General features: G+C 66.5%; 23 protein-coding genes, 1 tRNA gene and 1 other RNA gene. 13 read left to right on the forward strand and 12 right to left on the reverse strand.

What is annotated here, in order from left to right:
• Together BLS50_RS12270 and BLS50_RS12275 are read left to right on the forward strand one after the other, a co-directional pair.
• Nucleotides 1–327: a hypothetical protein gene (locus tag BLS50_RS12270; RefSeq protein WP_074802317.1), complete on the forward strand. Its 327-nt coding sequence runs from the start codon at nt 1–3 to the stop codon at nt 325–327.
• Between the two features lie 127 nt (nt 328–454).
• On the forward strand, nt 455–3,316 hold the full coding sequence (locus BLS50_RS12275; RefSeq protein WP_074802318.1) for a DUF927 domain-containing protein: 2,862 nt from the start codon (nt 455–457) through the stop codon (nt 3,314–3,316).
• Between the two features lie 616 nt (nt 3,317–3,932).
• Here the strand turns inward: BLS50_RS12275 and BLS50_RS12280 are convergent.
• The 4 genes from BLS50_RS12280 to BLS50_RS12300 form a co-directional block, all read right to left on the reverse strand.
• The gene (locus BLS50_RS12280; protein ID WP_028201415.1) at nt 3,933–5,147 is read right to left on the reverse strand and encodes a tyrosine-type recombinase/integrase; all 1,215 of its coding nucleotides are present in this window, start codon (nt 5,145–5,147) and stop codon (nt 3,933–3,935) included.
• Between the two features lie 172 nt (nt 5,148–5,319).
• Nucleotides 5,320–5,404: transfer RNA gene (locus tag BLS50_RS12290), tRNA-Leu, on the reverse strand.
• A 102-nt stretch (nt 5,405–5,506) separates the two neighbouring features.
• Nucleotides 5,507–6,664, reverse strand: a complete 1,158-nt coding sequence (locus tag BLS50_RS12295; protein ID WP_409333736.1) for an ABC transporter substrate-binding protein — start codon at nt 6,662–6,664, stop codon at nt 5,507–5,509.
• A gap of 89 nt (nt 6,665–6,753) precedes the next feature.
• The gene (locus BLS50_RS12300; protein ID WP_006478072.1) at nt 6,754–7,695 is read right to left on the reverse strand and encodes a CysB family HTH-type transcriptional regulator; all 942 of its coding nucleotides are present in this window, start codon (nt 7,693–7,695) and stop codon (nt 6,754–6,756) included.
• A gap of 214 nt (nt 7,696–7,909) precedes the next feature.
• Between BLS50_RS12300 and BLS50_RS12305 the strand changes: the two genes are divergently transcribed.
• From BLS50_RS12305 to cobA, 6 genes are all read left to right on the forward strand, one after another.
• Nucleotides 7,910–9,589 (forward strand): nitrite/sulfite reductase, encoded by a 1,680-nt coding sequence (locus BLS50_RS12305; RefSeq protein WP_011545988.1) that lies wholly within the window; start codon nt 7,910–7,912, stop codon nt 9,587–9,589.
• A 25-nt stretch (nt 9,590–9,614) separates the two neighbouring features.
• Complete coding sequence (locus BLS50_RS12310) at nt 9,615–10,154, forward strand: DUF934 domain-containing protein (RefSeq protein ID WP_006478074.1); 540 nt, start codon at nt 9,615–9,617, stop codon at nt 10,152–10,154.
• Complete coding sequence (locus BLS50_RS12315; protein ID WP_074802320.1) at nt 10,151–10,903, forward strand: phosphoadenylyl-sulfate reductase; 753 nt, start codon at nt 10,151–10,153, stop codon at nt 10,901–10,903. Before BLS50_RS12310 ends, BLS50_RS12315 begins: the two co-directional genes overlap by 4 nt.
• Before the next feature lie 75 nt (nt 10,904–10,978).
• Nucleotides 10,979–11,941 carry a sulfate adenylyltransferase subunit CysD gene (cysD, locus tag BLS50_RS12320; RefSeq protein WP_006478076.1) on the forward strand — a complete coding sequence of 321 codons (963 nt, stop codon included), beginning with the start codon at nt 10,979–10,981 and terminating at the stop codon, nt 11,939–11,941.
• Between the two features lie 22 nt (nt 11,942–11,963).
• Nucleotides 11,964–13,280, forward strand: a complete 1,317-nt coding sequence (locus BLS50_RS12325; protein ID WP_011545985.1) for a sulfate adenylyltransferase subunit 1 — start codon at nt 11,964–11,966, stop codon at nt 13,278–13,280.
• Between the two features lie 60 nt (nt 13,281–13,340).
• Nucleotides 13,341–14,090 (forward strand): uroporphyrinogen-III C-methyltransferase, encoded by a 750-nt coding sequence (gene cobA / locus BLS50_RS12330; protein WP_074802321.1) that lies wholly within the window; start codon nt 13,341–13,343, stop codon nt 14,088–14,090.
• An 84-nt stretch (nt 14,091–14,174) separates the two neighbouring features.
• On the opposite strand, the gene BLS50_RS12335 is transcribed toward cobA, so the two are convergent.
• From BLS50_RS12335 to lptF, 3 genes are read right to left on the reverse strand one after another with little or no spacing between them, the layout of a single operon-like run.
• On the reverse strand, nt 14,175–14,558 hold the full coding sequence (locus BLS50_RS12335; protein ID WP_074802322.1) for a sirohydrochlorin chelatase: 384 nt from the start codon (nt 14,556–14,558) through the stop codon (nt 14,175–14,177).
• A gap of 25 nt (nt 14,559–14,583) precedes the next feature.
• Nucleotides 14,584–15,732, reverse strand: a complete 1,149-nt coding sequence (gene lptG, locus BLS50_RS12340; RefSeq protein WP_011694364.1) for an LPS export ABC transporter permease LptG — start codon at nt 15,730–15,732, stop codon at nt 14,584–14,586.
• Nucleotides 15,733–15,735: 3 nt separating this feature from the next.
• Nucleotides 15,736–16,830 (reverse strand): LPS export ABC transporter permease LptF, encoded by a 1,095-nt coding sequence (gene lptF / locus BLS50_RS12345; protein ID WP_011694363.1) that lies wholly within the window; start codon nt 16,828–16,830, stop codon nt 15,736–15,738.
• A gap of 122 nt (nt 16,831–16,952) precedes the next feature.
• On the opposite strand from lptF, the gene BLS50_RS12350 reads away from it, so the two are divergent.
• The 3 genes from BLS50_RS12350 to BLS50_RS12360 are packed head-to-tail and all read left to right on the forward strand — an operon-like array spanning nt 16,953 to nt 19,696.
• Nucleotides 16,953–18,464 carry a leucyl aminopeptidase gene (locus tag BLS50_RS12350; RefSeq protein WP_006478082.1) on the forward strand — a complete coding sequence of 504 codons (1,512 nt, stop codon included), beginning with the start codon at nt 16,953–16,955 and terminating at the stop codon, nt 18,462–18,464.
• A gap of 34 nt (nt 18,465–18,498) precedes the next feature.
• A complete protein-coding gene (locus BLS50_RS12355) occupies nt 18,499–18,915 on the forward strand; it encodes a DNA polymerase III subunit chi (RefSeq protein WP_006478083.1) in 417 nt (138 codons plus the stop codon).
• 25 nt (nt 18,916–18,940) lie between these two features.
• The gene (locus tag BLS50_RS12360; RefSeq protein ID WP_074802323.1) at nt 18,941–19,696 is read left to right on the forward strand and encodes a DUF2486 family protein; all 756 of its coding nucleotides are present in this window, start codon (nt 18,941–18,943) and stop codon (nt 19,694–19,696) included.
• A 147-nt stretch (nt 19,697–19,843) separates the two neighbouring features.
• Here the strand turns inward: BLS50_RS12360 and BLS50_RS12365 are convergent, their stop codons facing one another.
• Together BLS50_RS12365 and ilvD are read right to left on the reverse strand one after the other, a co-directional pair.
• Nucleotides 19,844–20,170, reverse strand: coding sequence for a c-type cytochrome (locus BLS50_RS12365; protein ID WP_027812493.1), 327 nt, complete (start codon nt 20,168–20,170; stop codon nt 19,844–19,846).
• Between the two features lie 124 nt (nt 20,171–20,294).
• Nucleotides 20,295–21,968, reverse strand: coding sequence for a dihydroxy-acid dehydratase (ilvD, locus tag BLS50_RS12370; RefSeq protein ID WP_074802324.1), 1,674 nt, complete (start codon nt 21,966–21,968; stop codon nt 20,295–20,297).
• Between the two features lie 136 nt (nt 21,969–22,104).
• On the opposite strand from ilvD, the gene BLS50_RS12375 reads away from it, so the two are divergent.
• Together BLS50_RS12375 and lgt are read left to right on the forward strand one after the other, a co-directional pair.
• Nucleotides 22,105–23,019 (forward strand): LysR family transcriptional regulator, encoded by a 915-nt coding sequence (locus BLS50_RS12375; RefSeq protein WP_074802325.1) that lies wholly within the window; start codon nt 22,105–22,107, stop codon nt 23,017–23,019.
• Between the two features lie 89 nt (nt 23,020–23,108).
• A complete protein-coding gene (gene lgt / locus BLS50_RS12380; RefSeq protein WP_011545976.1) occupies nt 23,109–23,999 on the forward strand; it encodes a prolipoprotein diacylglyceryl transferase in 891 nt (296 codons plus the stop codon).
• Nucleotides 24,000–24,146: 147 nt separating this feature from the next.
• On the opposite strand, the gene BLS50_RS12385 is transcribed toward lgt, so the two are convergent.
• From BLS50_RS12385 to ssrS, 3 genes are all read right to left on the reverse strand, one after another.
• Nucleotides 24,147–24,887 (reverse strand): SIMPL domain-containing protein, encoded by a 741-nt coding sequence (locus tag BLS50_RS12385; protein ID WP_011545975.1) that lies wholly within the window; start codon nt 24,885–24,887, stop codon nt 24,147–24,149.
• 180 nt (nt 24,888–25,067) lie between these two features.
• Complete coding sequence (locus tag BLS50_RS12390; protein WP_027805245.1) at nt 25,068–25,529, reverse strand: EVE domain-containing protein; 462 nt, start codon at nt 25,527–25,529, stop codon at nt 25,068–25,070.
• Between the two features lie 70 nt (nt 25,530–25,599).
• Nucleotides 25,600–25,781, reverse strand: a non-coding RNA gene (gene ssrS, locus BLS50_RS12395) — 6S RNA.
• Nucleotides 25,782–25,790 lie beyond the last annotated feature (9 nt).

The following is a 25,790-nucleotide window of genomic DNA, read 5'->3' on the forward strand; positions in this document are numbered from 1 at the left end:
ATGGCAAAGACGAACAAGAATGCCGTGCAACCGCTCGCGTCGCACTTCGTGGCCGAGGTGAACCGCCCCGATCACAACCGCATCGGCACGCGGATCAGCGATGCGATGGAGCTGCTGGACAGCCTGCATTGGGCGACCGACAAGGCCATGTCCGATGACGACTACTGGCTTGTGCTGAGCCTGTTCCGAGCGTCCCTGCCGTCGATCGGCGCGGCGCTGGAGGCGGCGAACGATGCCCTTGGCGAGTCGCGGCTCGGCCGCTACGTCTACAGCAACGACGTCACGGCCGGCGGGGCGGTTCTGTCGGTGCCTCGCGCGGCCGGCTGACGCTGCCCCGCTAGGCATCGCCACATCATTCAATTCTTCGCGCGTCGGGTAGCTGCTTATCCGATATGGACTACTAATCGGAAGCCGACCGACGCGCGTCCAGTGGGAACCTATGAGTAACGCACCCATGTCCGAATTCGAGCGGGCGAGAGTCGCGCTCGGCTATGTTCCGCCCGACGACCGCGACACGTGGAGTCAGGTGGGGATGGCGCTCAAGGCCGAGTTTGGCGAGGAGGGCTTCGCCCTCTGGAACGAATGGAGCCAAGGCGCGCAGAACTACAACGGCAAGGACGCGCGCGATGTGTGGAAGTCGTTCAAGGGCGGCAAGATCACCATCAACACGCTGTTTCACCTCGCCAAGCTCGGCGGCTTCGATCCGCGCGCGCATCGAGCAAAGCCCGTCGATCCAGCGGAGCGCGAGCGACAGAAGGCCGAGCGTGCGGCCCGCGAAGCGGCCGAGCTGGCCGAACTGACGGAGAAGCAGCAGGCCGCGTCGACGCTCGCCGAATCGATCTGGTCGGCGGCCGAGCCTGCGCCGGCCGATCACCCGTATCTCGTTCGCAAGCGCATCCCGGTCGACGCGCTGCGCGTCTATCGCGGCGGCTTGTGCATCGGCACGGCCGCATGCGACGGTGCACTCGTCATTCCGGCCCGTGACGCGGACGGCAAGCTGTGGACACTGGAGTTTGTCCTGACGGACGGTCAGAAGCGCTATCTGCCGAACGGCCGCAAGGCGGGCTGCTTCTCGCTGATCGGCGGCCCGCTATCGTCCGCGTCGTCCACGCTGCTGATTGGCGAGGGTTACGCCACGTGCGCGACGCTCGCGGCCGCGACCGGCTATCCGGCCGCCGTCGCGTTCGACGCCGGCAACCTGCACGCGGTCGCGACGGCGCTGCGCGGCCAGTATCCGGACGTTCGCATCGTCGTATGCGCGGATGACGACCACACGACGAAGGGCAATCCGGGCGTGACGAAGGCCCGCGCGGCGGCCGAGGCCGTCGCCGGCATCTTGGCCGTGCCCGACTTCGGTTCGAACCGCCCGGCGAACGGGACCGACTTCAACGACCTGGCTGCGCACGTCGGCCCGGATGCGGTTGCCGCTGCCGTGCGCGCTGCGCTCGCACCGGCCGGCTCGACTGGCGCCGGCAAGGGCAAGACTGCTCCAGCGCCCGCGAAGCCCGCCAAGCGCCCCAAAACGGCCCGCGCGCAGGACGGCAAGTCGCGGTTTGTCGTCGACGACAAGGGCGTGTGGTTTCACGGCTTCAACAATCAGGGCGACCCGCTGCCGCCGCATTGGGTTAGCACGCGGATCGACGTGATTGCGGAGACGCGCAACGAGATGAACAGCGAGTGGGGCTACCTGCTCGAATTCACGGACCGCGACGGCATCCTGAAACGATGGGCGGTGCCGGCTGGTCTCTTTGCCGGCGACGGTACGGAGCTGCGCCGGATGCTGCTCGATATGGGCGTGAAGCTCGGCGTAACGCAGATCGCCCGCACGCAGATCGCGAACTATGTGCAGATGGCGCAGCCGGACGAGCGCGTGCGTTGCGTGCCGCGCGTCGGCTGGCATCACGGCGCGTTCGTGCTGCCCGATCGCGTCATCGGCACCGGCAAAGAGGCGCTGATCTATCAGGCCGATACGCCGATCCAGAGCCAGTTCAAGGAGCGCGGCACGCTGGACGACTGGCAGCGCGAGGTCGCGGCCTACTGCGTCGGCAATAGCCGCCTGCTGTTCTGCGTCGCTACCGCCTTCGCTGGTCCGCTGCTGCACTTCTCCGGACTCCAGTCGGGCGGCTTCCACCTGCTCGGCACAACGTCTAAGGGCAAGTCGACGGGCGGCGTCATCGCCGCGTCCGTGTTCGGCTCGCCGGACTACGTGCGGAGCTGGAAGGCGACCGACAACGCGCTCGAAGCGGTCGCCACGCAGCATAGCGACGCACTGCTGATCCTTGATGAAATCGGGCAGGTCGAGCCTCGGTTGGTCGGCGATGTGATCTACATGCTTGCGAACGAGTCGGGCAAGGCCCGCGCGTCGCGTAGCGGCTCGGCCAAACCCGTACTGACGTGGCGGTTGCTGTTCCTGTCGAACGGCGAAAAGAGCGTGTCCGCGCTGATGGCCGAGGGCAACAAGCCCATGAAAGGCGGTATCGAGGTGCGCTTGCCCGCGATCCCGGCCGAGGTCGGCGAAATGGGCGTCGTAGAGAAGCTGCACGGCTTCCCGACGCCGGCCGCGCTGATCGAGCATCTAGAGCGGCACGCCGGCATGCACTACGGCACGGCCGGCCCCGCGTTCATCGAATGGGCGTCGTCGCAGGCCGGCGAGCTGGCCGAGCATCTGCGCATGCGAGTCGATGAGCTGGTCGGGCAATGGGTGCCGGACGGCTCGCATTCGCAGGTCGCGCGCGTCGCTAAGCGGTTCTGCCTCGTTGCGGTGGCCGGCGAGCTGGCCACCGCGCACGGGCTGACTGGTTGGCCGCAGGGCGAAGCGGTCGAGGCAGCCCGTCGCTGCTTCGAAGGCTGGCTCGAACTGCGCGGCGGCACGGGTAATTCCGACGAGGCGGATGCGGTGCGACAGGTGCTGCACTTCCTCGTCGCACACGGCGACAACCGTTTCGTGTGGATGAACCGGGCGCAGGACGACCATCGGCCGAACGCGCCGCACCGTGCGGGCTGGAAACGACTCGTGAAACAGGACAAGGGCAGCATCGCGATTGAGTCGAATCAAGCCTATTACGCGGAGTTCGGCGACAAGATGAGCGCCGAAGATGCAGAGTGCGTCGAGACGGAATATCTGATCGAGTCGACCGTGTTCCGTAAGGATGTGTGCGCCGGCTTCGATCACAAAATGGTCGCGAACGCGCTGATAAAGCGTGGTGTGCTGAGGCCCCGCACCGACGGCTATCCGTACCGACGTGAGCACATTCCGGGACATGGCCCGGCCATGGTCTACCGTGTGCTGCCGTCGATCTTCACGCTCGAACTGTGAAAGACGCCGCCGCCGTCCGGGAGGGCGGTGGCGGGCATTCCTTTGCGCGGCATTTTTGGCCCGTGCGTCAAAGTTACTTTGAGCGATCCGCTCCAGACGGAACCGGGCCGACGGTTGCCGCGAATCTTTCCGCCATCGTAACAATCCAGCCCGGTTTATCTCCAGTATCTCCAGCGTTCTCCAAATCGTTTGGAGACACGCGAAGCCTTACCCCACAAGGCTTTGCGGCCGATTCAGACGTTTATCTCCAAATCTCCAACTCGTTTTGCAGCGAGCGGACAGGCGTCGATCGCCGGTATCGACCACAAAGCCAGACGGGGCGCGGCTCTCCGGGATTTGACGGGTGTCGGAGACGTGTTTTTGAGGGGGGTGTCCACGACGCGCACCGATCCGGCATTGTTGCGCCCGTGGTAAGTGTCGGGGTGGACGGAAAGCGGGGGACCCTGCGTCTAGGGCAAACACGCGGGGGCTCACACCCGCGTGTTTTTCCTACTCCCGGCGCGCCTAAGGGGGGGCATATTCATACCGACATGCAGGGAGCCGGCAGTGCGATGCCAACTCCGAGAAATCGGTGGGAGGTGCGCAGCAAGGGGGTCATACGCGTGGCGGCACGGGTCTATCTTGCCGCCGCGATCGGAATGATTTCCGCCCCGGCTTTGAGCTTGTCGAGGTAGTCCGCCCACTGTTGCATCATCGAGCGTCGTGCCTTGATGAACTTTGTTCGGTTGTACGCCCGCCCAAGGCTGTCAGGGACCGTATGCGCTAGTTGGTGCTCGATCACTTCCGGCTTTTCCTCCAACTCTTCATGCAGGATCGTCCGTGCCATTGCCCGGAAGCCGTGACCGGTAATTTCGGTGCGAGTGTCGTAGCCGAGCCGACGAAGGGCTGCATTGATAGCGGCCTCGCTCATCGGCCGATTTCGGTCGCGAGCACCGGGGAACACGTAGACGCCTTCGCCAGTCAGGGCGTGAAGCTCGCGCAAAATCGTGACAGCCTGCGCGGCCAGCGGAACAAGGTGATCCGTTTTCGTTTTGTTGACGAAATAGCGCCATTCGCCTTTGTCGAGGTCGAATTGCGCCCATTCTGCCTTCCGCAACTCGCCCGGCCTAACGAACAGCATTGGGGCTAGCTTGAGCGCGCAGAGAACCGGGAACGTGCCTGTGAAGCCGTCGAACGCGCGAAGCATCTCGCCCACTTTCTCCGGCTCAGTGATTGAGGCAAAGTGTGTTGTCTGCGCGGGCGGGATTGCATCTACCAGATCGCGGGCCGGATCGGCCTTGCAGTGCCCCTCTTTGATGCCGTAGCGGAATACCCGGCTAATCTCGCTGCGGATGCGATGGGCGGTAAATCTGGCTCCACGCCCGTCTACGCGCTTCAGCACGACCAGTATCTCCGGGGCGTCGATCTCAGCGATAGGGCGCTTGCCGAGCCATGGGAATACATCGTTCTCCATGCGGGCGAGCGTCTTGGCATGCTGCGCTGGCTCCACGGTCGTCTTGCGCTCGTCCATCCAGCCGCGAGCGACAACCTCAAACGAATGGGCGGCTGCGAGCAGGCTGGCTCTTTTTTCCGCCTTCTTCGCTTCACCCGGATCGATGCCGGCAGCGAGCTTTTCACGGGCTTCGTCGCGCTTCTTCCGTGCGGTCGCCAATGTAACTTCCGGGTAGACGCCGAGCGAATAGCGCTTTTCCTTGCCCCCAAATCGGTATTTGAGGCGCCACCACTTGCCCCCGCTCGGGGCGATTTCCAGATAGAGGCCGCCTCCGTCGAACAGGCGCACGGGCTTGTCGGCAGGCTTGGCGTTCCGGATGGCTGTATCGGTTAATGGCACGGGGGCAACTCCTGACAGGTAAGGCAATTTCGGATGGGTTGCCCCCAATGTTGCCCCCGCTTGCCCCCGGCTGTCTACGCACCACACGGCACTTTGCCGGAATGAAAAAACCCGCGAAGCCTTGTGCTGTCGCGGGTTTTGGGACTTCCGGGAATTTCCCGGAACTATGTCATGGTGCCCAGGGCCGGAATCGAACCGGCACGCCTTGCGGCGGGGGATTTTGAGTCCCCTGCGTCTACCAATTTCACCACCTGGGCTTGATCCTGGCCGCGCGCCCGATGCAGATTGTGCGCGGCGAAACGCGGATTATGGCGGAAAACCGGGCACCGGGCAAGCAGCCCGGCGACCGGGCGCGTGGACTACTGGCTCAGGTACACGAACCGGCCCTGCTTCACGATCCCCATCACGCTCGCGCGCTGGTCGAGTCCCACGTGATCCTTGTCGCTGGTATTGACGACGCCGTTCGGCACGACGAGCTCGTGCGCGCGTTCGAGCTCGCGGCGCAGCGCCGCGCGGAACGCGGGCGTGCCGGGTTGCGCCGCTTTCAGCGCGCGGCCGACCGCATCGGCGAGGCGCGGGTACACGCCCGCTGCATCGCCCGCGAACTGCGTGACCGTGCCTGCGCCGTATTTCGCCTCGTACGCGTCGACGAACGCGAGCGCGGCCTGGCGGGCCGGGTGGTCGGCCGGCAGCGTGCGCGCGACGACCACCGGCTGGGTCGGGAACAGCGTCCCGTCCACATCCTTGCCGCCGAGCTTGATGAATTCCGGCGTCGCGATCCCGTGCGTCTGGTAGATCGGGCCCTTGTAGCCGCGCTCGATCAGCGTGCGCTGTGGCAGCACGGTCGGCGTGCCGGCGCCGGCGATCAGGATCGCGTCCGGCTTCGCCGCGATCAGCTTCAGCGCCTGGCCGGTGACGCTCGCGTCGGTGCGGTTGAAGCGCTCGGTCGCGATCACGCGGATCTTGCGCAGGTCCGCGAAGCGCGTGAATTCGTTGAGCCAGCTGTCGCCGTAGCTGTCCGCGAATCCGATGAAGCCGACCGTCTTCACGCCGTGGTTGGCCATGTAGCGGGTCATCACGTCGGCCATCGCGCGGTCGCTCTGCGCCATCTTGAACGCCCAGGTTCGCGCGCCTTCCTGCGGCTCGACGATCGAGCCGGAGCCGACCAGCGTGATCATCGGCGTCTGCGCGGCCGCCACTGCGTCGAGCGCCGCGAGCGCGGCCGGCGTGATGTTCGGGCCGACCACGACGTCGACATGATCCTCGTCGACCAGCTTGCGGATGTTGCGTACCGCGGCGCCCGGGTCGGACGCGTCGTCGAGCACCGTGACCTGCACGGGTTGCCCGGCGATCGTCTTCGGCCACATCAGGATCGCGTTCTTGCTCGTGATGCCGATCGCGGCGGCCGGGCCGGTCGACGACAGGTCGACGCCGACCTTCAGGTCGGCATGCGCGGCCGTGCAGGCCAGCACGAGGGCGGCGCCGGCGGCGCGGCGCAACAGGGTGGGACGTCGCAACAGGGCGGGAAGCGTCATGCGGGAATCTCCATCTCCGTCGGGCAACGAAAAAGGGGCGCAATGTGCGCCCCTGCGTTCATACCTGTCCGTCAAAGCTCGTACGATTCGGCTTCGCCCTTGAGCGCCTGCTCGATCAGCTTGCGGTTCAGCGTCGGCGACAGCAGTTCGACCAGCGTATACACATAGCTGCGCAGGTAGGCGCCCTGCTTGAGCGCGACGCGCGTCACGTTGCTGCCGAACAGGTGGCCGACCGGGATCAGCCGCAGGCCGCGGTCCCGCTCGGGATTGAACGCGATGTCGGCCATGATGCCGACGCCGAGGCCGAGTTCGACATAGGTCTTGATCACGTCGGCGTCGATCGCCTCGAGCACGATGTCCGGCGACAGCCCGCGCAGCGCGAACGCATGGTTGATCTTCTTGCGGCCGGCGAACGCGTCGTCGTACGTGATCAGCGGGTATTGAGCGAGATCGTCGAGCGTGACCGGCTTGCGTTCGAGCAGCGGATGGTCGGCCGGCACGACGGCCGCGTGATGCCACTGGAAGCAGGGCAGCGACACGAGCTCCTTGTAGTCGGAGATCGCCTCGGTGGCGATCGCGAGATCGGCCTGGTCGTGGATCACCATCTCGGCCACCTGCGTCGGGCTGCCTTGCAGGATCGACAGGTGCACCTTCGGGAAGCGCTTCTTGAACTCGGCGATCGCCGCCGGCAGCGAGTAGCGGGCCTGCGTGTGGGTCGCCGCGATGGTCAGGTTGCCCTGGTCCTGCGCTGCATAATCCTTCCCGACCCTTTTCAGGCTTTCCACTTCCTGGAGAATCCGCTCGACCGACGCGAGGATGATCCGGCCCGGCTCGGTGAGCGAGCGCACGCGCTTGCCGTGCCGCGTGAAGATCTCGACGCCCAGCTCGTCCTCGAGCTCGATGATCGCCTTCGATACCCCCGGTTGCGACGTGTAGAGCGCCTTGGCGGCCTCGGTGAGGTTGAAATTCTGCCGGACGGCCTCGCGCACGAAGCGAAATTGGTGCAGGTTCATTTATAACCCTTCCGCATATCAACAGAATTTTTTAGTCGTTTGAAATATAAGGCGAGTTTATTACGATTCACCGGAGTTTTTCAAATATGGATATCTGTTTTCGTCATTAGCAATCCAGCCGGCAGCGGTTGGCGGCGGTGACGACGGAACGGAGATTCGGGCGCGACGTGGCTAGGACGTCGCGCAGTCACCACGAAAACCCTGGGGTCCCCGAATGTATCAGTACGACCAATACGACCAGACGATCGTCGACGAGCGAGTCGCGCAGTACCGCGATCAGGTGCGCCGCCGGCTGTCGGGCGAGTTGAGCGAAGACGAATTCCGTCCGCTGCGTCTGCAGAACGGCCTGTACATGCAGCGCCACGCGTACATGCACCGCATTGCGATTCCGTACGGCAACCTGCGCAGCGACCAGCTCCGGATGCTGGCGCGCATCGCCCGCGAACACGACCGCGGCTACGGCCATTTCTCGACCCGCTCGAACATCCAGTTCAACTGGATCGAGCTGGAAGACACGCCCGAAATCCTCGCGAAGCTCGCGTCGGTGCAGATGCATGGCATCCAGACCTCGGGCAACTGCATCCGCAACATCACGGCCGACCAGTTCGCCGGCGTCGCGCAGGACGAGGAGATCGATCCGCGTCCGTGGGCCGAGATCCTGCGCCAGTGGTCGACGTTCCACCCCGAATTCGCATGGCTGCCGCGCAAGTTCAAGATCGCGGTGTCGGGCTCGAAGCGCGACCGCGCGGCCGTGCAGATCCACGACCTCGGCGTGTACCTGAAGAAGAACGCGCAGGGCGAGGTGGTCGCGAGCATCCTCGCGGGCGGCGGCCTCGGCCGCACGCCGATCGTCGGCGCGGTGATCAAGGAAGACCTGCCGTGGCAGCACCTGCTCACGTACTGCGAAGCCGTGCTGCGCGTGTACAACCGTTACGGCCGCCGCGACAACCTGTACAAGGCGCGCATCAAGATCCTCGTGAAGGCGCTGTCGCCGGCGAAGTTCGCACAGCAGGTCGAGGAAGAATGGCAGCACCTGAAGGACGGCCCGTCGACGCTCACGCAGGCCGAAATCGACCGCGTGTCGCAGTACTTCCAGCCGCCCGTCTACGAGAAGCTGGCCGACACCGACGCGTCGTTCGAACAGCACCTGCTCGAGAACAAGGCGTTCGCGCGCTGGGTCGAGCGTAACGTCGCGCCGCACAAGGTGCCGGGCTATGCGGCCGTCACGCTGTCGCTGAAGGACCACCGCGTGGCCCCGGGCGACGCGACCGACGCGCAGATGGATCTGGTCGCCGACTGGGCCGACGCATATTCGTTGGGCGAGCTGCGCGTGTCGCACGAGCAGAACCTGATTCTCGCGAACGTGAAGAAGCGCGACCTGTTCGCGCTGTGGGAAAAGGCGAAGGCGGCCGGTTTCGCGACGCCGAACGTCGGCCTGCTGACCGACATCATCGCGTGCCCGGGCGGCGACTTCTGCTCGCTCGCGAACGCGAAGTCGATCCCGATCGCGCTGGCGATCCAGCAGCGTTTCGACGATCTCGACTACGTGTACGACCTCGGCGACCTGTCGCTGAACATTTCCGGTTGCATGAACTCGTGCGGTCACCACCACGTCGGCAACATCGGCATCCTGGGCGTCGACAAGGACGGCGCCGAGTGGTACCAGGTATCGCTCGGCGGCGAGCAGGGCACGGGCCGCAACGGCGCGCGTCTCGGGCGCGTGATCGGGCCGTCGTTCTCGGCGGAAGAAGTGCCCGACGTGATCGCGAAGCTGATCGATACGTTCGTCGAGGCGCGCATCGACGGCGAGCGCTTCATCGACACGTACGATCGCATCGGCATCGCACCGTTCAAGGAGCGCGTGTATGCGGCGCGCCAGGCAGTGAACGCGTAACCAACCGGGTAGAGGGAATTTGCAGATGGCTTCGATTATCAAGAACCGCGCAGTGATCGACGACGCATGGCAGGTCGTACGCGCGGCGGAAGACGGTACGCTGCCCGCGGTCGACGCATTGCCGGCCGGCAAGGTGCTGGTGCCGTTCGCGTTGTGGCAGGCCGAGCGCGCGGCGCTCGTCGCCGCGAAGACGAAGGACGAACTCGGCGTGTGGCTCGCGCCGGACAGCGAGCCGGCCGATCTCGTGGCCGACTTCGGCGCGATCTCGCTGATCGCCGTCGACTTCCCGCGCTTCGCGGACGGCCGCGGCTACAGCATCGCGCGCCTGCTGCGCGAGCGTCATGGCTGGACCGGCGAGCTGCGCGCGATCGGCGACGTGCTGCGCGACCAGTTGCTGTACATGTCGCGTTGCGGCTTCGACGCGTTCGCGGTGCGTGCCGACAAGGACATCCATGACGCGCTGAAAGCGTTCACCGAATTCACGCAGCGTTACCAGGGCGCGTTCGACGAGCCGGCGCCGCTGTTCCGCCGCCGCGAGGCGGCTGCCGCCAAGGTGAGCGCATGAGCACCGCGACCGCCCCCGCGCTGACGCCGGAACTCGCCGCCAAGGTCGAGCGCCTCGACGCGCTGCTCGCGCGGATCGGCGAGCGTCACGACAAGGTGAAGTTCGCGAGCAGCCTCGCCGCGGAAGACATGCTGCTCACGCACGCGATCCTGTCGAAGGGCGTGTCGATCGGCATCTTCTCGCTGAACACGGGCCGCCTGCACGCGGAGACGCTCGGCATGATCGACCGCGTGCGCGAGCGCTACGGCTACGAGATCGAGCAGTTCCATCCGCAGCAAGACGCGGTCGACCAGTATGTGGCCGAGCACGGCCTGAACGCGTTCTACGAGAGCGTCGAGCTGCGCAAGTCGTGCTGCCACATCCGCAAGGTCGAGCCGCTGAACCGCGCGCTGGCCGACGTCGGCGCGTGGGTGACGGGCCAGCGCCGCGAGCAGTCGGTCACGCGCGCGGAGCTGCACGAGGAAGAACAGGACGAAGCGCGCGGGATCGCGAAGTACAACCCGCTCGCCGACTGGACGGAAGCCGACGTGTGGGCGTACCTTAAGGCGTTTGACGTGCCGGTCAATCCGCTGCATGCGCGCGGCTATCCGAGCATCGGCTGCGAGCCGTGCACGCGCGCGATCCGTCCCGGCGAGGACAGCCGCGCGGGCCGCTGGTGGTGGGAATCGCGCGACACGAAGGAATGCGGGCTGCACATCACGACGATCACGCCGATTCCCGCGGATGCCGAAGCCGGCGCCGCGCACTGAAAGCCGACAAGAAACTGAATATTGCGCCGCCTGCAACAGCGGGCGGCACGAACCCAGAAGAGAAGGACTGAAATCATGAGCACGACGCTCGAGCAATCCGCCTTTGCCCCGCCCACCGGCGCCGACAGCCGCATGGGCCACCTCGACTGGCTCGAAGCCGAGTCGATCCACATCCTGCGCGAACTGGTTGCCGAATGCAGCAAGCCGGCGCTGTTGTTCTCGGGCGGCAAGGATTCGGTCGTCGTGCTGCATCTGGCGCTGAAGGCGTTCGGCCTCGGCGCGAACCGCAAGACGACGCTGCCGTTCCCGCTCGTGCACATCGACACGGGCCACAACTACGAGGAAGTGATCGACTTCCGCGACCGCCGTGCGCAAGAGCTCGGCGCCGAGCTGGTGGTCGGCCACGTCGAGGATTCGATCAAGCGCGGCACGGTCGTGCTGCGCCGCGAGACCGATTCGCGCAACGCCGCGCAGGCCGTCACGCTGCTCGAGACGATCGAACAGCACGGCTACACGGCGCTGATCGGCGGCGCGCGCCGCGACGAAGAGAAGGCGCGTGCGAAGGAGCGGATCTTCTCGTTCCGCGACGAATTCGGCCAGTGGGACCCGAAGGCGCAGCGCCCGGAACTGTGGAGCCTGTACAACGCCCGCCTGCACAAGGGCGAGCATCTGCGCGTGTTCCCGATCTCGAACTGGACCGAGCTCGACGTGTGGCAGTACATCGCGCGCGAGAACCTCGAACTGCCGTCGATCTATTACGCGCACCAGCGCGAGATCGTGCGCCGCAACGGGCTGCTCGTGCCGGTCACGCCGCTCACGCCGATGCGTGACGGCGAGACGAGCGAGCTGGCGCAGGTGCGCTTCCGCACGGTCGGCGACATCAGCTGCACGTGCCCGGTCGAGAGCGACGCGGACGACGTCGAGAAGATCATCGCCGAGACGGCGGTGACCGAGATCACCGAGCGCGGCGCGACCCGGATGGACGACCAGGCCTCCGAAGCCGCGATGGAACAGCGCAAGAAGCAAGGTTATTTCTGAAGCACACGAGGACATTCACATCATGAGCATCATCGAGAACACCGAAGACCTCGGCGTGTTGCGTTTCATCACCGCGGGCAGCGTCGACGACGGCAAGAGCACGCTGATCGGCCGCCTGCTGTACGACAGCAAGGCCGTGCTGTCCGACCAGCTGTCCGCGCTGTCGCGCGCGAAGAACAAGCGCACGGTCGGCGACGAGCTGGATCTCGCGCTGCTGACCGACGGCCTCGAAGCCGAGCGCGAGCAGGGCATCACGATCGACGTCGCGTACCGCTACTTCGCGACCGCGAAGCGCAAGTTCATCATCGCCGACACGCCGGGCCACGAGCAGTACACGCGCAACATGGTGACGGGCGCGTCGACCGCGCACGCGGCGATCGTGCTGATCGACGCGACGCGCATCACGGTCGAGAACGGCGTCGTGCAACTGCTGCCGCAGACCAAGCGCCACAGCGCGATCGTCAAGCTGCTCGGGCTGCAGCACGTGATCGTCGCGATCAACAAGATGGACCTCGTCGACTACAGCGAGGCGCGTTTCAACGAGATCCGCGACGCGTACGTCGCGCTCGCGAAGCAGCTCGGCCTGACCGACGTGCGTTTCGTGCCGGTGTCGGCGCTGAAGGGCGACAACATCGTCGGCGCGAGCGAGCGCATGCCGTGGTACGCGGGCGAGCCGCTGCTCGACGTGCTCGAGTCGCTGCCGGTCGAGACGCAGGCGCATGACGCGCTGCGCTTCCCGGTGCAGTGGGTCGCACGCCAGGACGGCAGCTCGGCCGACGATTTCCGCGGCTACATGGGCCGGATCGAGTCGGGCGAAGTGAAGGTCGGCGACGCGATCGTCGTGCTGCCGTCGAACCGCACCGCGACGGTTGCCGAGATCGTCGCGCCGGTGCCGGGCGGCACCGCGGCAGTTCCGCACGCGTTCGCGGGCCAGACGGTGACGATCCGTCTCGAAGAGGACGTCGACGTGTCGCGCGGCGACATGTTCGTCACGACCGCCGAGCCGGTCGAGCCGGCCAAGAAGCTCGAGGCCGACCTGTGCTGGTTCGACGAGGCGCCGCTGTCGCCGCAGCGCAAGTACCTGCTGAAGCAGACCACCAGCACGGTGTTCGCGAAGATCGGCGCGGTCAAGCAGGTGCTCGACGTGCATACGCTGTCGCACGCGACCGACCGTCAGGAACTGAAGATGAACGACATCGGCCGCGTGGCGCTGACGCTGCAAAAGCCGATCGTCTGCGACACGTACGATGCGCACCCCGGTACGGGCGCGTTCGTGCTGATCGACGAGGCGACGCATCACACGGTCGCCGCGGGCATGATCCGCGCGTTCTCGGCGTAATCGTCAATCTGCGCGGCGGCGAACCGGCCGCCGCGACAGGACCCTAGCGAAGCGACACACATGGGCAAGGTATATCTGATCGGAGCAGGACCGGGCGCGGCGGACCTCATCACGGTGCGCGGCATGCGGCTGCTCGAGCAGGCCGACGTTGTGCTGCACGACGCGCTCGTCGAGCCCGCGATGCTCGACTATGCGCCGAACGCGCGCAGGATCGCGGTCGGCAAGCGCTGCGGGCAGCGCTCGACCGCGCAGCATTTCATCAACAAGCAGATCGTCGATGCGGCGCGCGAGCATGCGTGCGTCGTGCGGCTGAAGGGCGGCGATCCGATGCTGTTCGGCCGCGCGGAAGAGGAAATGCGCGCGCTGGAGGCGGCCGGCATCGACTACGAGGTCGTGCCGGGCATCACCGCGGCGCTGGCCGGTGCGGCGACGCTCAAGCGTTCGCTGACGTTGCGCGGCGTATCGCGCAGTGTCGCGTTCGCGACGCACAGCCGTGCGCCGGGCAGCGACGAGATCCGCGAAGCGGCGCGCGCCGATTCGATCGTCTATTACATGGGCCGTGACAGCGCGCCCGGCATCGCGCAGGAACTGATCGACGCCGGCCGTGCGCCGGCGACGCCGGTGGCGATCGTCGAGGCTTGCAGCACCGCACGCGAACGTACGCTGACGCTGACGCTCGCGCAGATGGCGGCCGGCGATGCGCAGGCGTGGCTCGATCCCGCGGAACCGAGCCTGCTGATGATCGGCGATGCGTTCGCCGAACGCGCACGGCAGGCGCAGGCGGGTGCGCCGGTGCGCCATGCCGCCTGAGCACGGCTCGAACGCGGTCCGAAACGAAAAAAGCGCCGGCAGATGCCGGCGCTTTTTCTTTGGGTGCGGCGAAGGCGCGGGCTGCTACGCGTCGCCGCCGAGCTGGTCGATGCAATAGCGCGCGACCGCGTCGAGCACGCCGTCGTCTTCGCCGACGGCCGTCGCGCAGCGAATTTCGACGCCCGGATGCGCGGCGCGGCATGCATCGACGAGCTGCGGCAGGTCGCGACGCACGTGGCCGCCCTGGCCGAAGAACACGGGTACCACGGTGATGCGCGCGCAGCCGGCCGCCACTTGCGCGGCCACGGCCTCACCGAGCGACGGCGTCATCAGTTCGAGGAACGCGAGCGACACGTGCGTGGCAGGGGAGCCGGCGCCGCGCAGCCGCGCGGCGAGCCGCTCGAACGGCTCGGCCCAGCGCGGGTCGCGGGCGCCGTGGCCGAACAGGACGATACCGTGCGAACGCATGTGGAAGCCTCCGTCGTGACGGCGCTCAGTGCCGGTCGACCCACTTGAGCGCGAACAGGCCGAGCGCGAGATAGATGAGGCCCGGCGTCGCGGCGGTGAGCGGCGCGGGCCACGTGTTCAGCGTGCCGATGTGCGAGAACAGCGTGTTGAGCAGCTGGAAGCTCATGCCGAGCATGATGCCGCCGAACACCTTCACGCCGACCACGCCCGCCCGCGTGTGCAGGTACGCGAACGGCAGCGACAACACGAGCATCACGAACACCGCGAACGGATACAGCAGCTTGCGCCACAGCGCGATGTCGTAGCGCTGCGTGTCCTGCTGGTTCTCGCGCAAGTGCTGGATGTAGCGGAACAGGTTGATGATCGACATGCGCTCCGGCGATACGAGCAGCACCGACAGGATCTGCGGCGTCAGGTCGGAGCGCAGCCGGTATTCGGGCAGCGACACCTGCTGCGACCGGTACACGGGGTTCAGCGCATCGGCCGGCTGGCCGGTGATCGGCTTGATCGGCGTCAGCTCCGTCTCGGTGACGCCCTTCAGCAGCCAGTGGCCGGGCGGCTCGTAGCGGCCCGTCTGCGCGATTCGCACGTTCTGCAGCTGGAATTTCGAGTCGAATTCGTAGATGCGCACGTTGCTGATCGTCGAGTCGGGCGACAGGCTGCCGACGTTGACGAAGCGCGTGACCTGCTCGCCGTTCTCGCGGGCGGCGAGCGTGTCCTTGACCCACACGCCGGACTGGAAGTTCGACGACACCGAGGCGCCGAGCGCCTGCAGCCGCACGCGTTCGGACAACTGGTCGGCGTACGGGCCGACGAATTCGCCGATCAGGTAGGTGACGATCACGAGCGGCACGCCGATCTTCAGCAGCGAGCGCAGCGCCTGGTTGGTCGCGAGGCCCGACACGCGGAAGATCGTGAATTCCGAGTTCGCGGCCATCTGCGCGAACACGTAGATCGCGCTGATCAGCGCGGCGACCGGGATGATCTCGTAGAAGCGCGACGGCGTCTGCAGCGCGACGCGCAGCACCGCGTAACCGAACTTGTAGTTGCCGTGCCCGACCGAGTTCAGCTCGCTGATCAGGTCGAAGAAGAAGAACAGACCCGAGAACGCGAACAGGATGAAGACGAACGTGATGTAGATCTGCCGCGCGAAGTATTTTTCATAGAGCCGCATCGATCATGCTCCCGAGCGGCCGAACAGCGCGCGTGTCAACAACGGACGATTGCGCACGCGCAACCAGAAAATGAACGCGACGATCGCCGCGACGACCACATGCAGGCCGACGAGACCGACGCCGAACGACATCTTGCCCTGCTCGATCTGCGCCTGCACGACGTTCAGCAGGTTCGAGTACGTGAGGTAGATCAGCACGGCCATCACGAGGTTGATCGTGCGGCTGCGGCGCGGGTTCTGGTACGACAGCGGGATGCCGAGCACCATCAGGTTGATCGCGATCAGCGGCAGCCCCGCGCGCCACGCGAATTCCGCGAGATTGTCGCGCGTCGGGTTGCGCAGCAGGTCGGGCGTGGGCGTGCTGTTGGTGGTCTGCACGTTGGTGACCGGCTTGCTCGTGATCTTCACGCCGTAGCGCTCGAACTCCATGATCTTGAAGTTCGGCTGGCCGGGCGTGCCGTCGTAGCGGCGGCCGTCCTCGAGGACGACGAAGCGATCGCCGTCCTTCGAGGTTTCCGTATGGCCCGTCTGCGACACGACCACGTTGACCTTGCCGTTTTCCGTCGACGTGACGAAGACGTTCTGGACCTTGCTCTGGTCCGGCGACATCTTCTCGATGAAGAACACGCGATGGTTCGCGGCCGATTCGCGGAACTGGCCCGGCGCGAGCAGCGAGATTTCGTCGCGCTGCTGGAAGCGCGCGCGGATCATCTTGCTCTGCTGGTTCGACCACGGCCAGCCGACGAACGCGAAGAAGGTGATCAGCAGGATGATCGGCGTGGCGAACACGCCGATCGGCTTGATGAGGCGCGTGAGGCTCACGCCCGACGCGAGCCACACCACCATTTCGGAGTCCCGGTACCACCGGGTCAGCACGAACAGGATCGACACGAACAGCGTGACGACGAGCATCACGGCGAGGTAGCCGATCACGGTCAGGCCGATCAGCACGAGCACGTCCCGCGGATCGATTTCGCCGGACGCGGCGTAGCCGACGATGCGAATCATCATCGTCGTGAGCATGATCGTGAGCAGCACCATGAACACGGCGCCAGCCGTATACGCAAGCTCGCGCTGGAGGGAGCGTTCGAAGATCATTCTTGATGAGAAGAGGGCGGGAGGCTGCGCACGCGTGGTGGAGCGCTCGCGCCGCCACGGGAAAAATAGCGGATAATTGCGGCTTTCATCCTTAGCCCAGATTTTATCCGAGGACAAGCGCGATGGACTTTAGCATAAAAGGCTGTGATTGGAGCAAAGGCGAGGCCAAGGGGTTCCTGACCGGGAAGTCCGACTGCATCGTGCTCGGCATCTTCGAGGCGCAGACCCTGTCGGGCGCGGCGCTCGACATCGACACGGCCACCAAGGGACTGATCTCGCGCGTGGTGAAGGCCGGCGACATGGACGGCAAGCGCGGCAAGACGCTGTTCCTGCACGAAGTGTCGGGCATCGGCGCGTCGCGCGTGCTGCTCGTCGGGCTCGGCAAGCAGGATGCTTTCAATCAGAAAGCCTATAACGATGCGGCGACGGCCGCCTGGCGCGCGCTGCTGGCGACCAAGGTCGTCCAGGTCACGTTCTCGCTCGCGCAACTGCCGGTCGACGAGCGCAGCTCCGACTGGGGCGTGCGCGCCGCGATCCTCGCGCTGCGCAACGAGACCTACCGCTTCACGCAGATGAAGAGCAAGCCGGAACCGGCGTCGCACACGCTCAAGCGCGTCGTGTTCAGCGTCGACCCGGCGGACGAAAAGGCCGCGAAGGTCGCGGTCAAGCAGGCCGTCGCGCTCGCGAACGGGATGGATCTCACCCGCGACCTCGGCAACCTGCCCGGCAACGTCTGCACGCCGACCTATCTCGGCAACACCGCGAAGAAGATCGCGAAGGATTGGGGCCTGAAGGCCGAAGTCCTCGGGCTCAAGCAGATCCAGGCGCTGAAGATGGGGTCGTTCCTGTCGGTCGCGCGCGCATCGGTCGAGCCGCCGCAGTTCATCGTGCTGCACTACCAGGGCGCCGCCGCGAAGGCCGCGCCGGTCGTGCTGGTCGGCAAGGGCATCACGTTCGACACGGGCGGCATCTCGCTGAAGCCGGGCGAGGGCATGGACGAGATGAAGTACGACATGTGCGGCGCCGGCTCGGTGCTCGGCACGATGCGTGCGGTCGCCGAGATGGGCCTGAAGATCAACGTCGTCGCGATCGTGCCGACCTGCGAGAACATGCCGGGCGGCAATGCGACGAAGCCGGGCGACATCGTCACCAGCATGAAGGGGCTGACGATCGAGGTGCTGAACACCGACGCCGAAGGCCGCCTGATCCTGTGCGACGCACTCACGTACGCCGAGCGCTTCAAGCCGGCCGCCGTGATCGACGTCGCGACGCTGACGGGCGCCTGCGTGATCGCGCTGGGCGGCCACAACAGCGGGCTGTTCTCGACGAACGACGCGCTCGCGGGCGAACTGCTCGACGCGTCGCGCGAGGCGAACGACCCGGCGTGGCGCATGCCGCTCGACGACGAGTACCAGGATCAGCTGAAGTCGAATTTCGCGGATCTCGCGAACATCGGCGGGCGCCCGGCCGGCGCCGTGACGGCCGCGTGCTTCCTGTCGCGCTTCACCGAGAGCTATCCGTGGGCCCACCTCGACATCGCGGGCACCGCATGGAAGGGCGGTGCCGCGAAGGGTGCGACGGGCCGTCCGGTGCCGTTGCTCGCGCAGTTCCTGATCGACCGCGCCGGCCAGTGATGGCGGGGCTGACGACGCTGCGGGTGCGCGGGCAATGACGCGGATCGATTTCCACTCGAACGTCGGCGACTCGCTCGCGTACGCGTGCCGGCTGCTGCGCAAGGCCTATCAGGCCGGGCAGCCGGTCGTCGTGCTCGCCGAGCCCGCGCGCCTGCGCGCGCTCGACGAGCGGCTCTGGACGTTCTCGCCGCTCGATTTCATCCCGCATTGCGGCGTCGACAGCGAGCACGCAGCCGGCACGCCGATCGTGCTGGCCGCCGATCTCGACCGTGCACCGCATCATCACGTGCTGCTGAACCTCGGCGCGACCGTGCCCGCGCAGTTCGCCCGCTTCGAGCGCCTGCTCGAAGTGGTCGGCAACGCGCCGGAAGAGCTGGCCGCGGGCCGCGACCGCTACCGGTTCTACCGCGACCGCGGCTACGCGCTGAACAACTACAAGCAGGGCGGCTAGCCGCAACCGTCGACGGAGTGTTCCCGTGACAGAAGCCGATTCATCCTCGATCCCGACGCTGACCGACGTGCTGGTGCCGGGCAAGCCGGTGCCGGCGCGCTCGTTCGCGTCCGCCGCGCCCCAACCGCACGACAGCGCGGCGATTCCGGTGCTCACCGACGTGATCGCCCCGGGCGGCGCCGGTGCGGCGCCGGCTGATTTCCGTCAAACCGAAGCCGACCCCGAATCCGTCGTGGTCGAGCCCATCCCGACGCCGCACGTGCCGGCCGTCGAGTTGCCCGGCGACGCGGCGACGGCCGCCGCCGCGGGCGAGACCGATGCACCGGCCGAACCCGGCGCCGCGGAGCACGTGGTCGCAGAAGACGCGGCAGCGATGACGGCGCCGCTGCGCTCGTCGCTGGTCGATGACGACCTGCCGCCGCACACGTTCGCCGCGATTGCGCCCGAAGCGGTTGCGCACGCGCCCGACACGGCGATGCCGCAGGCGGACCTGTCGAGTGCAGCGCCCCAGCCGGATAAGCAGGTCGCAACCGGGCTGACGCCGGAAGATGCGCAGCACATTGCCGAACGGCTGCGCAATCGGCTGACGAATTATCTGACCGGGACGGGGCGCGACGCCATCGAAGCGCGCTGTCGCGATGCGCTGCACGAGCATTCGGCTTGGCTGGTCGGCCAGATCACGCGCGAAGTCGCCCTCGCACTGGAAACCGAGGTGATGGACTGGGTGCGCGATGCGGTCGATGAAGAGATCGCCCGCCGTCGCGTCGGCCATTCCGGCTGAACGGCCGATCGTTTGCGCTGGCGAAAAAGAGGGGGCAGGTCCGGTAAGGGCCTGCGAAGGCGCCGCAGAGGTGTGGGCCGGCCAGTACCGGGCCGCTTTTTTGCTGCGCCCTGCACACGGCGCGGGTACGCCGCGCGAGTATCCGATTCAGCGGACCGACAGCACCCACTGGGCGAGCGTGTGGGCTTCGATGCTCGTCAGCTGCGTATTGGCGGGCATCGGCACGCTGCCCCATACGCCGACGCTGCCTTTCACGATCGATTGCGCCAGATAATCGGCGGCGTCGCCGCGCGCCGCGTACTTGCCGGCGATGTCGTGGAACGACGGGCCCATCAGCGGCTTGCCGATTGCATGGCACGCCATGCAGTTCTTGCGCTGCGCCAGCGCGAGCCCGTCGGCCTGGTCGGCACGCGCCGCCGCCGCGCTGCCGGTCAGCAGCGTGGCGAGCAGCACGCGCAATATCGTCTGTTTCATGCGGTTCTCCGCCGGCGGGGACGGCCGGCTTCATGGTCCGCGCATTATAGAAGCAAAGGGGAAGCACGTTTTGCGCGTTCCCGGCGGTCCCGTTTATCGGGGTCGCATGCCTTGGGGCCCTGCTTCAACCCGTGACCGCCCCCTGGTTCGCCGGTCGTGCGAGCGCCGCGAATTTCGCGAGCACCCCGCGCGTATAGCGCGGCGCCGGCTGCCGCCACGCGGCGCGGCGCCGGGCGAGTTCCGCCTCGTCGACGTTCAGTTGCAGCAGCAGCCGGTGTGCGTCGATCGTGATCGAATCGCCTTCCTGCACCAGGGCGATCGTGCCGCCGACGAACGCTTCCGGCGCGACGTGGCCGACCACCATGCCCCAAGTGCCGCCCGAGAAGCGGCCGTCCGTGATGAAGCCGACCGATTCGCCGAGCCCCTTGCCGATGATCGCGGAAGTCGGCGCGAGCATTTCCGGCATGCCGGGGCCGCCCTGCGGGCCGAGGTAGCGCAGCACGAGGATGTCGCCCGCGCGAATCCGGTCGCCGAGGATCGCGTCCATCGCGCTCTGCTCGTCGTCGAACACGCGCGCCGGGCCCGTGATCACCGGGTTCTTCAGGCCGGTGATCTTCGCGACCGCGCCGTCTTCCGCGAGATTGCCCTTCAGGATCGCGAGGTGGCCTTCCTTGTACAGTGCGCGCTCGATCGGGAAGATCACGTGCTGGTCCGCGCGCGGCACGGCCGGCACGTCCTTCAGCTCGTCGGCGATCGTGCGGCCGGTGATCGTCAGGCAGTCGCCGTGCAGCAGCCCCGCATCGAGCAGGATCTTCAGCACCTGCGGAATCCCGCCGGCCCGGTGCAGGTCGGTCGCGACGTACTGTCCGGACGGCTTCAGGTCGCAGATCACCGGCACGCGTTTGCGAATGCGTTCGAAGTCGTCGATCGTCCAGTCGACTTCGGCTGCGTGCGCGATCGCGAGATAGTGCAGCACCGCATTGGTCGAGCCGCCGGTGGCCATGATCACCGACACCGCGTTCTCGATCGATTTCTTCGTGATGATGTCGCGCGGCTTCAGGTCGCGCTTCACCGCCTCGACCAGCACACGTGCCGATTCGGCGGCCGAATCGACTTTCTCCTGGTCGGGGTTCGCCATCGTCGACGAATACAGCAGCGACATCCCGAGCGCCTCGAACGACGAACTCATCGTGTTCGCGGTGTACATGCCGCCGCACGAACCCGACGTCGGACACGCGTTCTTCTCGACGCCTTCGAAGTCTTCCTGCGACATCCGGCCCGCGGTGAATTCGCCGACGGCCTCGAACGACGACACGATCGTCAGGTCGCGGCCCTTCCAGTTGCCCGGGCGGATCGTGCCGCCGTACACGTAGATGCCCGGCACGTTCAGGCGCGCGAGCGCGATCATGCCGCCGGGCATGTTCTTGTCGCAGCCGCCGACCACCACCACGCCGTCCATCCACTGGCCCTGCACGCAGGTCTCGATGCAGTCGGCGATCACTTCGCGCGACACGAGCGAGTACTTCATCCCTTCGGTGCCCATCGACATGCCGTCGGAAATCGTCGGCGTGCCGAAGATCTGCGGATTCGCGCCGGCCGCCTTCACGGCATCCACGGCCGCGTCCGACAGGCGCTGCAGGCCGGAATTGCACGGCGTGATCGTCGAGTGGCCGTTCGCGATGCCGACCATCGGCTTGTCGAAATCGTCCTTCTGGTAGCCGAGGGCGTAATACATCGACCGGTTCGGCGAACGGGCCACGCCTTGCGTGATGTTCTTAGAGCGGCGGTTGTACGACATGGGGAGCTCCATCGTTGTTTTGGCGACGCCGGCGCGACTGGTGCGCCGGGTGGATCAACCAAGCATGGAGTTTCCGTTATCGGATGTCCAATATATTATTTGTCGCTTATTAAGTCGTTTTACGAATGAGTCGAGCATGGCCGATCCTACCCCCGACCTGCGCCAGTGGCGCTATTTCGTCACCGTCGCCGACGAGCGCCATTTCGGTCGCGCGGCCGAGCGCCTGTCGATGACGCAGCCGCCGCTGTCGCAGGCGATCCGCGCGCTCGAGGACACGCTGGGCGTCGCGCTGTTCGTGCGCACCAAGCGCTCGGTGGCGCTGACGGCGGTCGGTGCGGCGCTGCTGCCGGACGTGCGCCGGCTGCTGGCGTCGGCCGACGCGCTGCCGCCGCTCGCGCGACGGCTCGCGCGCGGCGAGGCCGGTTCGCTGTCGCTCGCGTTCGTGTCGACCGCCGACTACGGGCTGCTGCCGTCGTTGCTGCGTGCGTTCGGCGCGCGCTATCCGCAGGTGCGGCTGCAACTTGCGGAAGCGACGAGCGACGTGCAGATCGACGAACTCGTCGCCGGGCGCATCGATGCCGGGCTCGTGATTCCGCCCGTACCGCCGCGCCACGCGGCCGGGCTGTCGTACCTGCCCGTCGTGCGCGAACCGCTGGTGGTCGCGATGCCGGCCGGAGCATCCGACGCGCCGGAGGACGCGCCCGTGCAGCTCGCCGAAGTCGCCGCGTTGCCGCTCGTGATCTTCCCGCGTCGTTTGGCGCCCGGCTTTTATGACATCATTACGGGCTGCTACGGCGCGGCGGGGGAAACCCCGCACATCGGCCAGGAGGCGATCCAGATGCAGACGATCGTCAGCCTCGTGTCGGCCGGCATGGGCGTCGCACTGGTGCCGCAATCGCTGCGTAACCTGCGGCGCACCGGCGTGGTCTACCGGCCGCTCGCCGGCCCTGCGCCGGTCGTCGAGACGGGCCTCGTGTGGCGCACCGGCGACGTGAGCCCCGTGCTCGCCGGGTTCATCGACGTCGTGCGCGCGCAAGGTCTTGCCGCGTGACGTGAACGATGGCGCGCGCGCCCCGTCCAACGCGCGGTGCCGCACATGTGCGACGGCCGTACCGTATTCGAAAACTTCTTCGCTAACCCATGATCATTCACCCGAATTTCGACCCCGTTGCGATCCATCTCGGGCCGCTGGCCGTGCGCTGGTATGGCCTCATGTATCTCGTCGGCTTCATCGCGGCGATCGTCGTCGGCCGGATCCGCCTGAAGCTGCCGTACGTCGCGGCGCAGGGCTGGACCGCGAAGGACATCGACGACATGATGTTCTACGGCGTGCTCGGCACCGTGCTCGGCGGCCGGCTCGGCTACGTGCTGTTCTACAAGGCCGATTTCTATTTCTCGCATCCGCTCGACGTGTTCAAGGTGTGGGAAGGCGGCATGTCGTTTCACGGCGGCTTCCTCGGCGTGACGCTCGCGATGATGCTGTTCGCGTGGCAGCGCAAGCGGCACTGGCTGCAGGTCACCGATTTCGTCGCGCCGATGGTGCCGTTGGGGCTCGCGGCCGGGCGGCTCGGCAACTTCATCAACGGCGAACTGTGGGGCCGCGTGACCGATCCGACGGCGCCGTGGGCGATGCTGTTCCCGGGCGCGATGCGCGACGATGCGGCATGGCTGCCGAAACATCCGGAACTCGTCGAGAAGTGGCATCTCGCCGACGTGTTCATGCAATACCAGATGCTGCCGCGCCATCCTTCGCAGCTCTATGAAATCGCGCTCGAAGGTATCGCGCTGTTCTTCGTGCTGTTCCTGTTCGCGCGCAAGCCGCGGCCGATGGGCGCGATATCCGCGCTGTTCCTGATCGGTTATGGCCTCGCACGTTTCACGGTCGAGTTCGCGCGCGAGCCCGACGACTTCCTCGGCCTGCTCGCACTCGGCCTGTCGATGGGGCAATGGCTGTCGTTGCCGATGATCCTCGCCGGTATCGCGATGATGGTCTGGGCGTATCGGCGTCGCGCGGCGAATGCGGCTGCTTGAAGTGACTACATGAAGTGGCTGCATGAGGTGGCCGCATGACGCAGTATCGATGCACACGCTTGGCGCGCGCGTCGGTCACCCCGATGCACATGAAAACGCCGGCCCTCGGGCCGGCGTTTTTCGTTTCCGACGACTGCGTGCTGCGCGTTACTTCATCTGCACCGAGCCGTTGACGGTGACCGACACGGTGGCCTTGCCGCCTTCGACCGCGATCGGCGCGCTCATCTTCGCGCTGTCCATCGGCGCCGCGGCCATCGCCATCATGCGCGGGTACGGCTGCACGTTGCGGCCGCTGCCGACGTTCACGTCGCGGATCGTGTAGCTGCTGTAGCCGAACGCCTTCGCGGCTTCGTCCGCGCGGGCGCGGAACGACTTGATCGCTTCGGTCGTGAGCTTCTGCTCGGCCGTGCGCTGCGCTTCCGGCGACAGCGAGAATTCGACGTTCGCGACCTGCATCAGGTTCGACAACTGGCCCGCCAGCTTCGACGCCGCAGCGAAATCGCGCGACTCGAGCGCGACCTCGGTGCGGCCGCGCCATGCGGAGATCTTGCCGTCGCGATCGGTGCTCGGATACACGGAGAACGCGCCCGTGTGCGCGGTGACGCCCGACACGCCCTTCGCCTGCGACAGCGCCGCATCCGCGCGCTGGTTCAACTGCGCGGTGAGGCTGCCCGGGTCCTTGGCCTGCTGCTCGTAGAACAGCGTGATGTGGATGATGTCCTGCGGCACGTCGGCACTGGCCTGCGACGAAAGCGACAGCACGCCCGCCGGCTCCGGAAAGTGCGGGTTCGCCGCCTGCGCGTGCGCGGCGGGCGACGCGAGCGTCAGCGCGACGGGAACGGCGGCGGCGAGGGCGAGCGACAGCGCGAGTGCGGATTTCTTGGTCATTGTTGGACTCCTTGTGCGAGGGCGCGCACGCGGATCACGCGTGCGCGACGCGGGCGTACCGCGCGACGAAAAAACGACAGCCGGCCCGATTGGCCGACAGCGGTTGCTTAGGCTGCGCGAACGCTCCGCGAGTTCCGTTGCGGCAACGCGTACTGACCGGATTTGACGTTTGGCGCGCGCCTACTTCATCAACTTTTCGGTGATGAATCGCCATTCCGCACGCGTGACGGGCGTGATCGACAGCCGGTTGCCGCGCGCGAGCACGCGCATGTCGGCGAGCTCGTCGTGTTCGCGCAGCGCGGCGAGCGGCACGAGCGTCGACTTCTTCACGAAGCGCACGTCGACGAGCAGCCAGCGTGGCGCTTCCTGCGTCGATTTCGGGTCGTAATAGGGGCTTTTCGGATCGAACTGCGTGGGATCGGGGTAGGGCGTCGACGATACTTCGGCGAGGCCCGCGATGCCCGGCTCGGGGCAGCTGGAGTGATAGAACAGCACGCCGTCGCCGATCTTCATCGTGTCGCGCATGAAATTGCGCGCCTGATAGTTGCGCACGCCGGTCCACGGCAGCGAGCGCTGCGGTGCGTTGGCGAGATCGTCGATGCTCGCTTCGTCCGGTTCGGACTTCATCAGCCAGTATTGCATGGTCGTGATCGACGCAGAAAAAGGCCGCTACAAAAGAAAACGGCACCGGGCGTTGCCCGATGCCGTTGGATAGGCCCCCGCCTTGGCCGCTAGGCCGGCATCCTGAACCTGAGGTTCAGAATTGGTCGCAGTTAGCAGCACTTCGGGTACATCAGACAGAGTGACGCGCGCGCCCGTGCTACAAATTTCCGCAACCGTGCACATGGCATTGGTTCAAGGAATATATGACCTTGGCGAACCAGGCAGGGAAGCTGACTGAAC

Source organism: Burkholderia orbicola (assembly GCF_900100915.1).
Classification (GTDB): Bacteria; Pseudomonadota; Gammaproteobacteria; order Burkholderiales; family Burkholderiaceae; genus Burkholderia; species Burkholderia orbicola.

Excerpts from the sequence above, each read along its gene's own strand:
- BLS50_RS12270 (WP_074802317.1), top strand. The coding sequence starts at position 1 with ATGGCAAAGACGAACAAGAATGCCGTGCAACCGCTCGCGTCGCACTTC.
- BLS50_RS12275 (WP_074802318.1), top strand. The coding sequence starts at position 455 with ATGTCCGAATTCGAGCGGGCGAGAGTCGCGCTCGGCTATGTTCCGCCC.
- BLS50_RS12300 (WP_006478072.1), bottom strand. The coding sequence starts at position 7,695 with ATGAACCTGCACCAATTTCGCTTCGTGCGCGAGGCCGTCCGGCAGAAT.
- BLS50_RS12305 (WP_011545988.1), top strand. The coding sequence starts at position 7,910 with ATGTATCAGTACGACCAATACGACCAGACGATCGTCGACGAGCGAGTC.
- BLS50_RS12310 (WP_006478074.1), top strand. The coding sequence starts at position 9,615 with ATGGCTTCGATTATCAAGAACCGCGCAGTGATCGACGACGCATGGCAG.
- BLS50_RS12315 (WP_074802320.1), top strand. The coding sequence starts at position 10,151 with ATGAGCACCGCGACCGCCCCCGCGCTGACGCCGGAACTCGCCGCCAAG.
- cysD (WP_006478076.1), top strand. The coding sequence starts at position 10,979 with ATGAGCACGACGCTCGAGCAATCCGCCTTTGCCCCGCCCACCGGCGCC.
- BLS50_RS12325 (WP_011545985.1), top strand. The coding sequence starts at position 11,964 with ATGAGCATCATCGAGAACACCGAAGACCTCGGCGTGTTGCGTTTCATC.
- cobA (WP_074802321.1), top strand. The coding sequence starts at position 13,341 with ATGGGCAAGGTATATCTGATCGGAGCAGGACCGGGCGCGGCGGACCTC.
- BLS50_RS12335 (WP_074802322.1), bottom strand. The coding sequence starts at position 14,558 with ATGCGTTCGCACGGTATCGTCCTGTTCGGCCACGGCGCCCGCGACCCG.
- lptG (WP_011694364.1), bottom strand. The coding sequence starts at position 15,732 with ATGCGGCTCTATGAAAAATACTTCGCGCGGCAGATCTACATCACGTTC.
- lptF (WP_011694363.1), bottom strand. The coding sequence starts at position 16,830 with ATGATCTTCGAACGCTCCCTCCAGCGCGAGCTTGCGTATACGGCTGGC.
- BLS50_RS12350 (WP_006478082.1), top strand. The coding sequence starts at position 16,953 with ATGGACTTTAGCATAAAAGGCTGTGATTGGAGCAAAGGCGAGGCCAAG.
- BLS50_RS12355 (WP_006478083.1), top strand. The coding sequence starts at position 18,499 with ATGACGCGGATCGATTTCCACTCGAACGTCGGCGACTCGCTCGCGTAC.
- BLS50_RS12365 (WP_027812493.1), bottom strand. The coding sequence starts at position 20,170 with ATGAAACAGACGATATTGCGCGTGCTGCTCGCCACGCTGCTGACCGGC.
- ilvD (WP_074802324.1), bottom strand. The coding sequence starts at position 21,968 with ATGTCGTACAACCGCCGCTCTAAGAACATCACGCAAGGCGTGGCCCGT.
- BLS50_RS12375 (WP_074802325.1), top strand. The coding sequence starts at position 22,105 with ATGGCCGATCCTACCCCCGACCTGCGCCAGTGGCGCTATTTCGTCACC.
- lgt (WP_011545976.1), top strand. The coding sequence starts at position 23,109 with ATGATCATTCACCCGAATTTCGACCCCGTTGCGATCCATCTCGGGCCG.
- BLS50_RS12385 (WP_011545975.1), bottom strand. The coding sequence starts at position 24,887 with ATGACCAAGAAATCCGCACTCGCGCTGTCGCTCGCCCTCGCCGCCGCC.
- BLS50_RS12390 (WP_027805245.1), bottom strand. The coding sequence starts at position 25,529 with ATGCAATACTGGCTGATGAAGTCCGAACCGGACGAAGCGAGCATCGAC.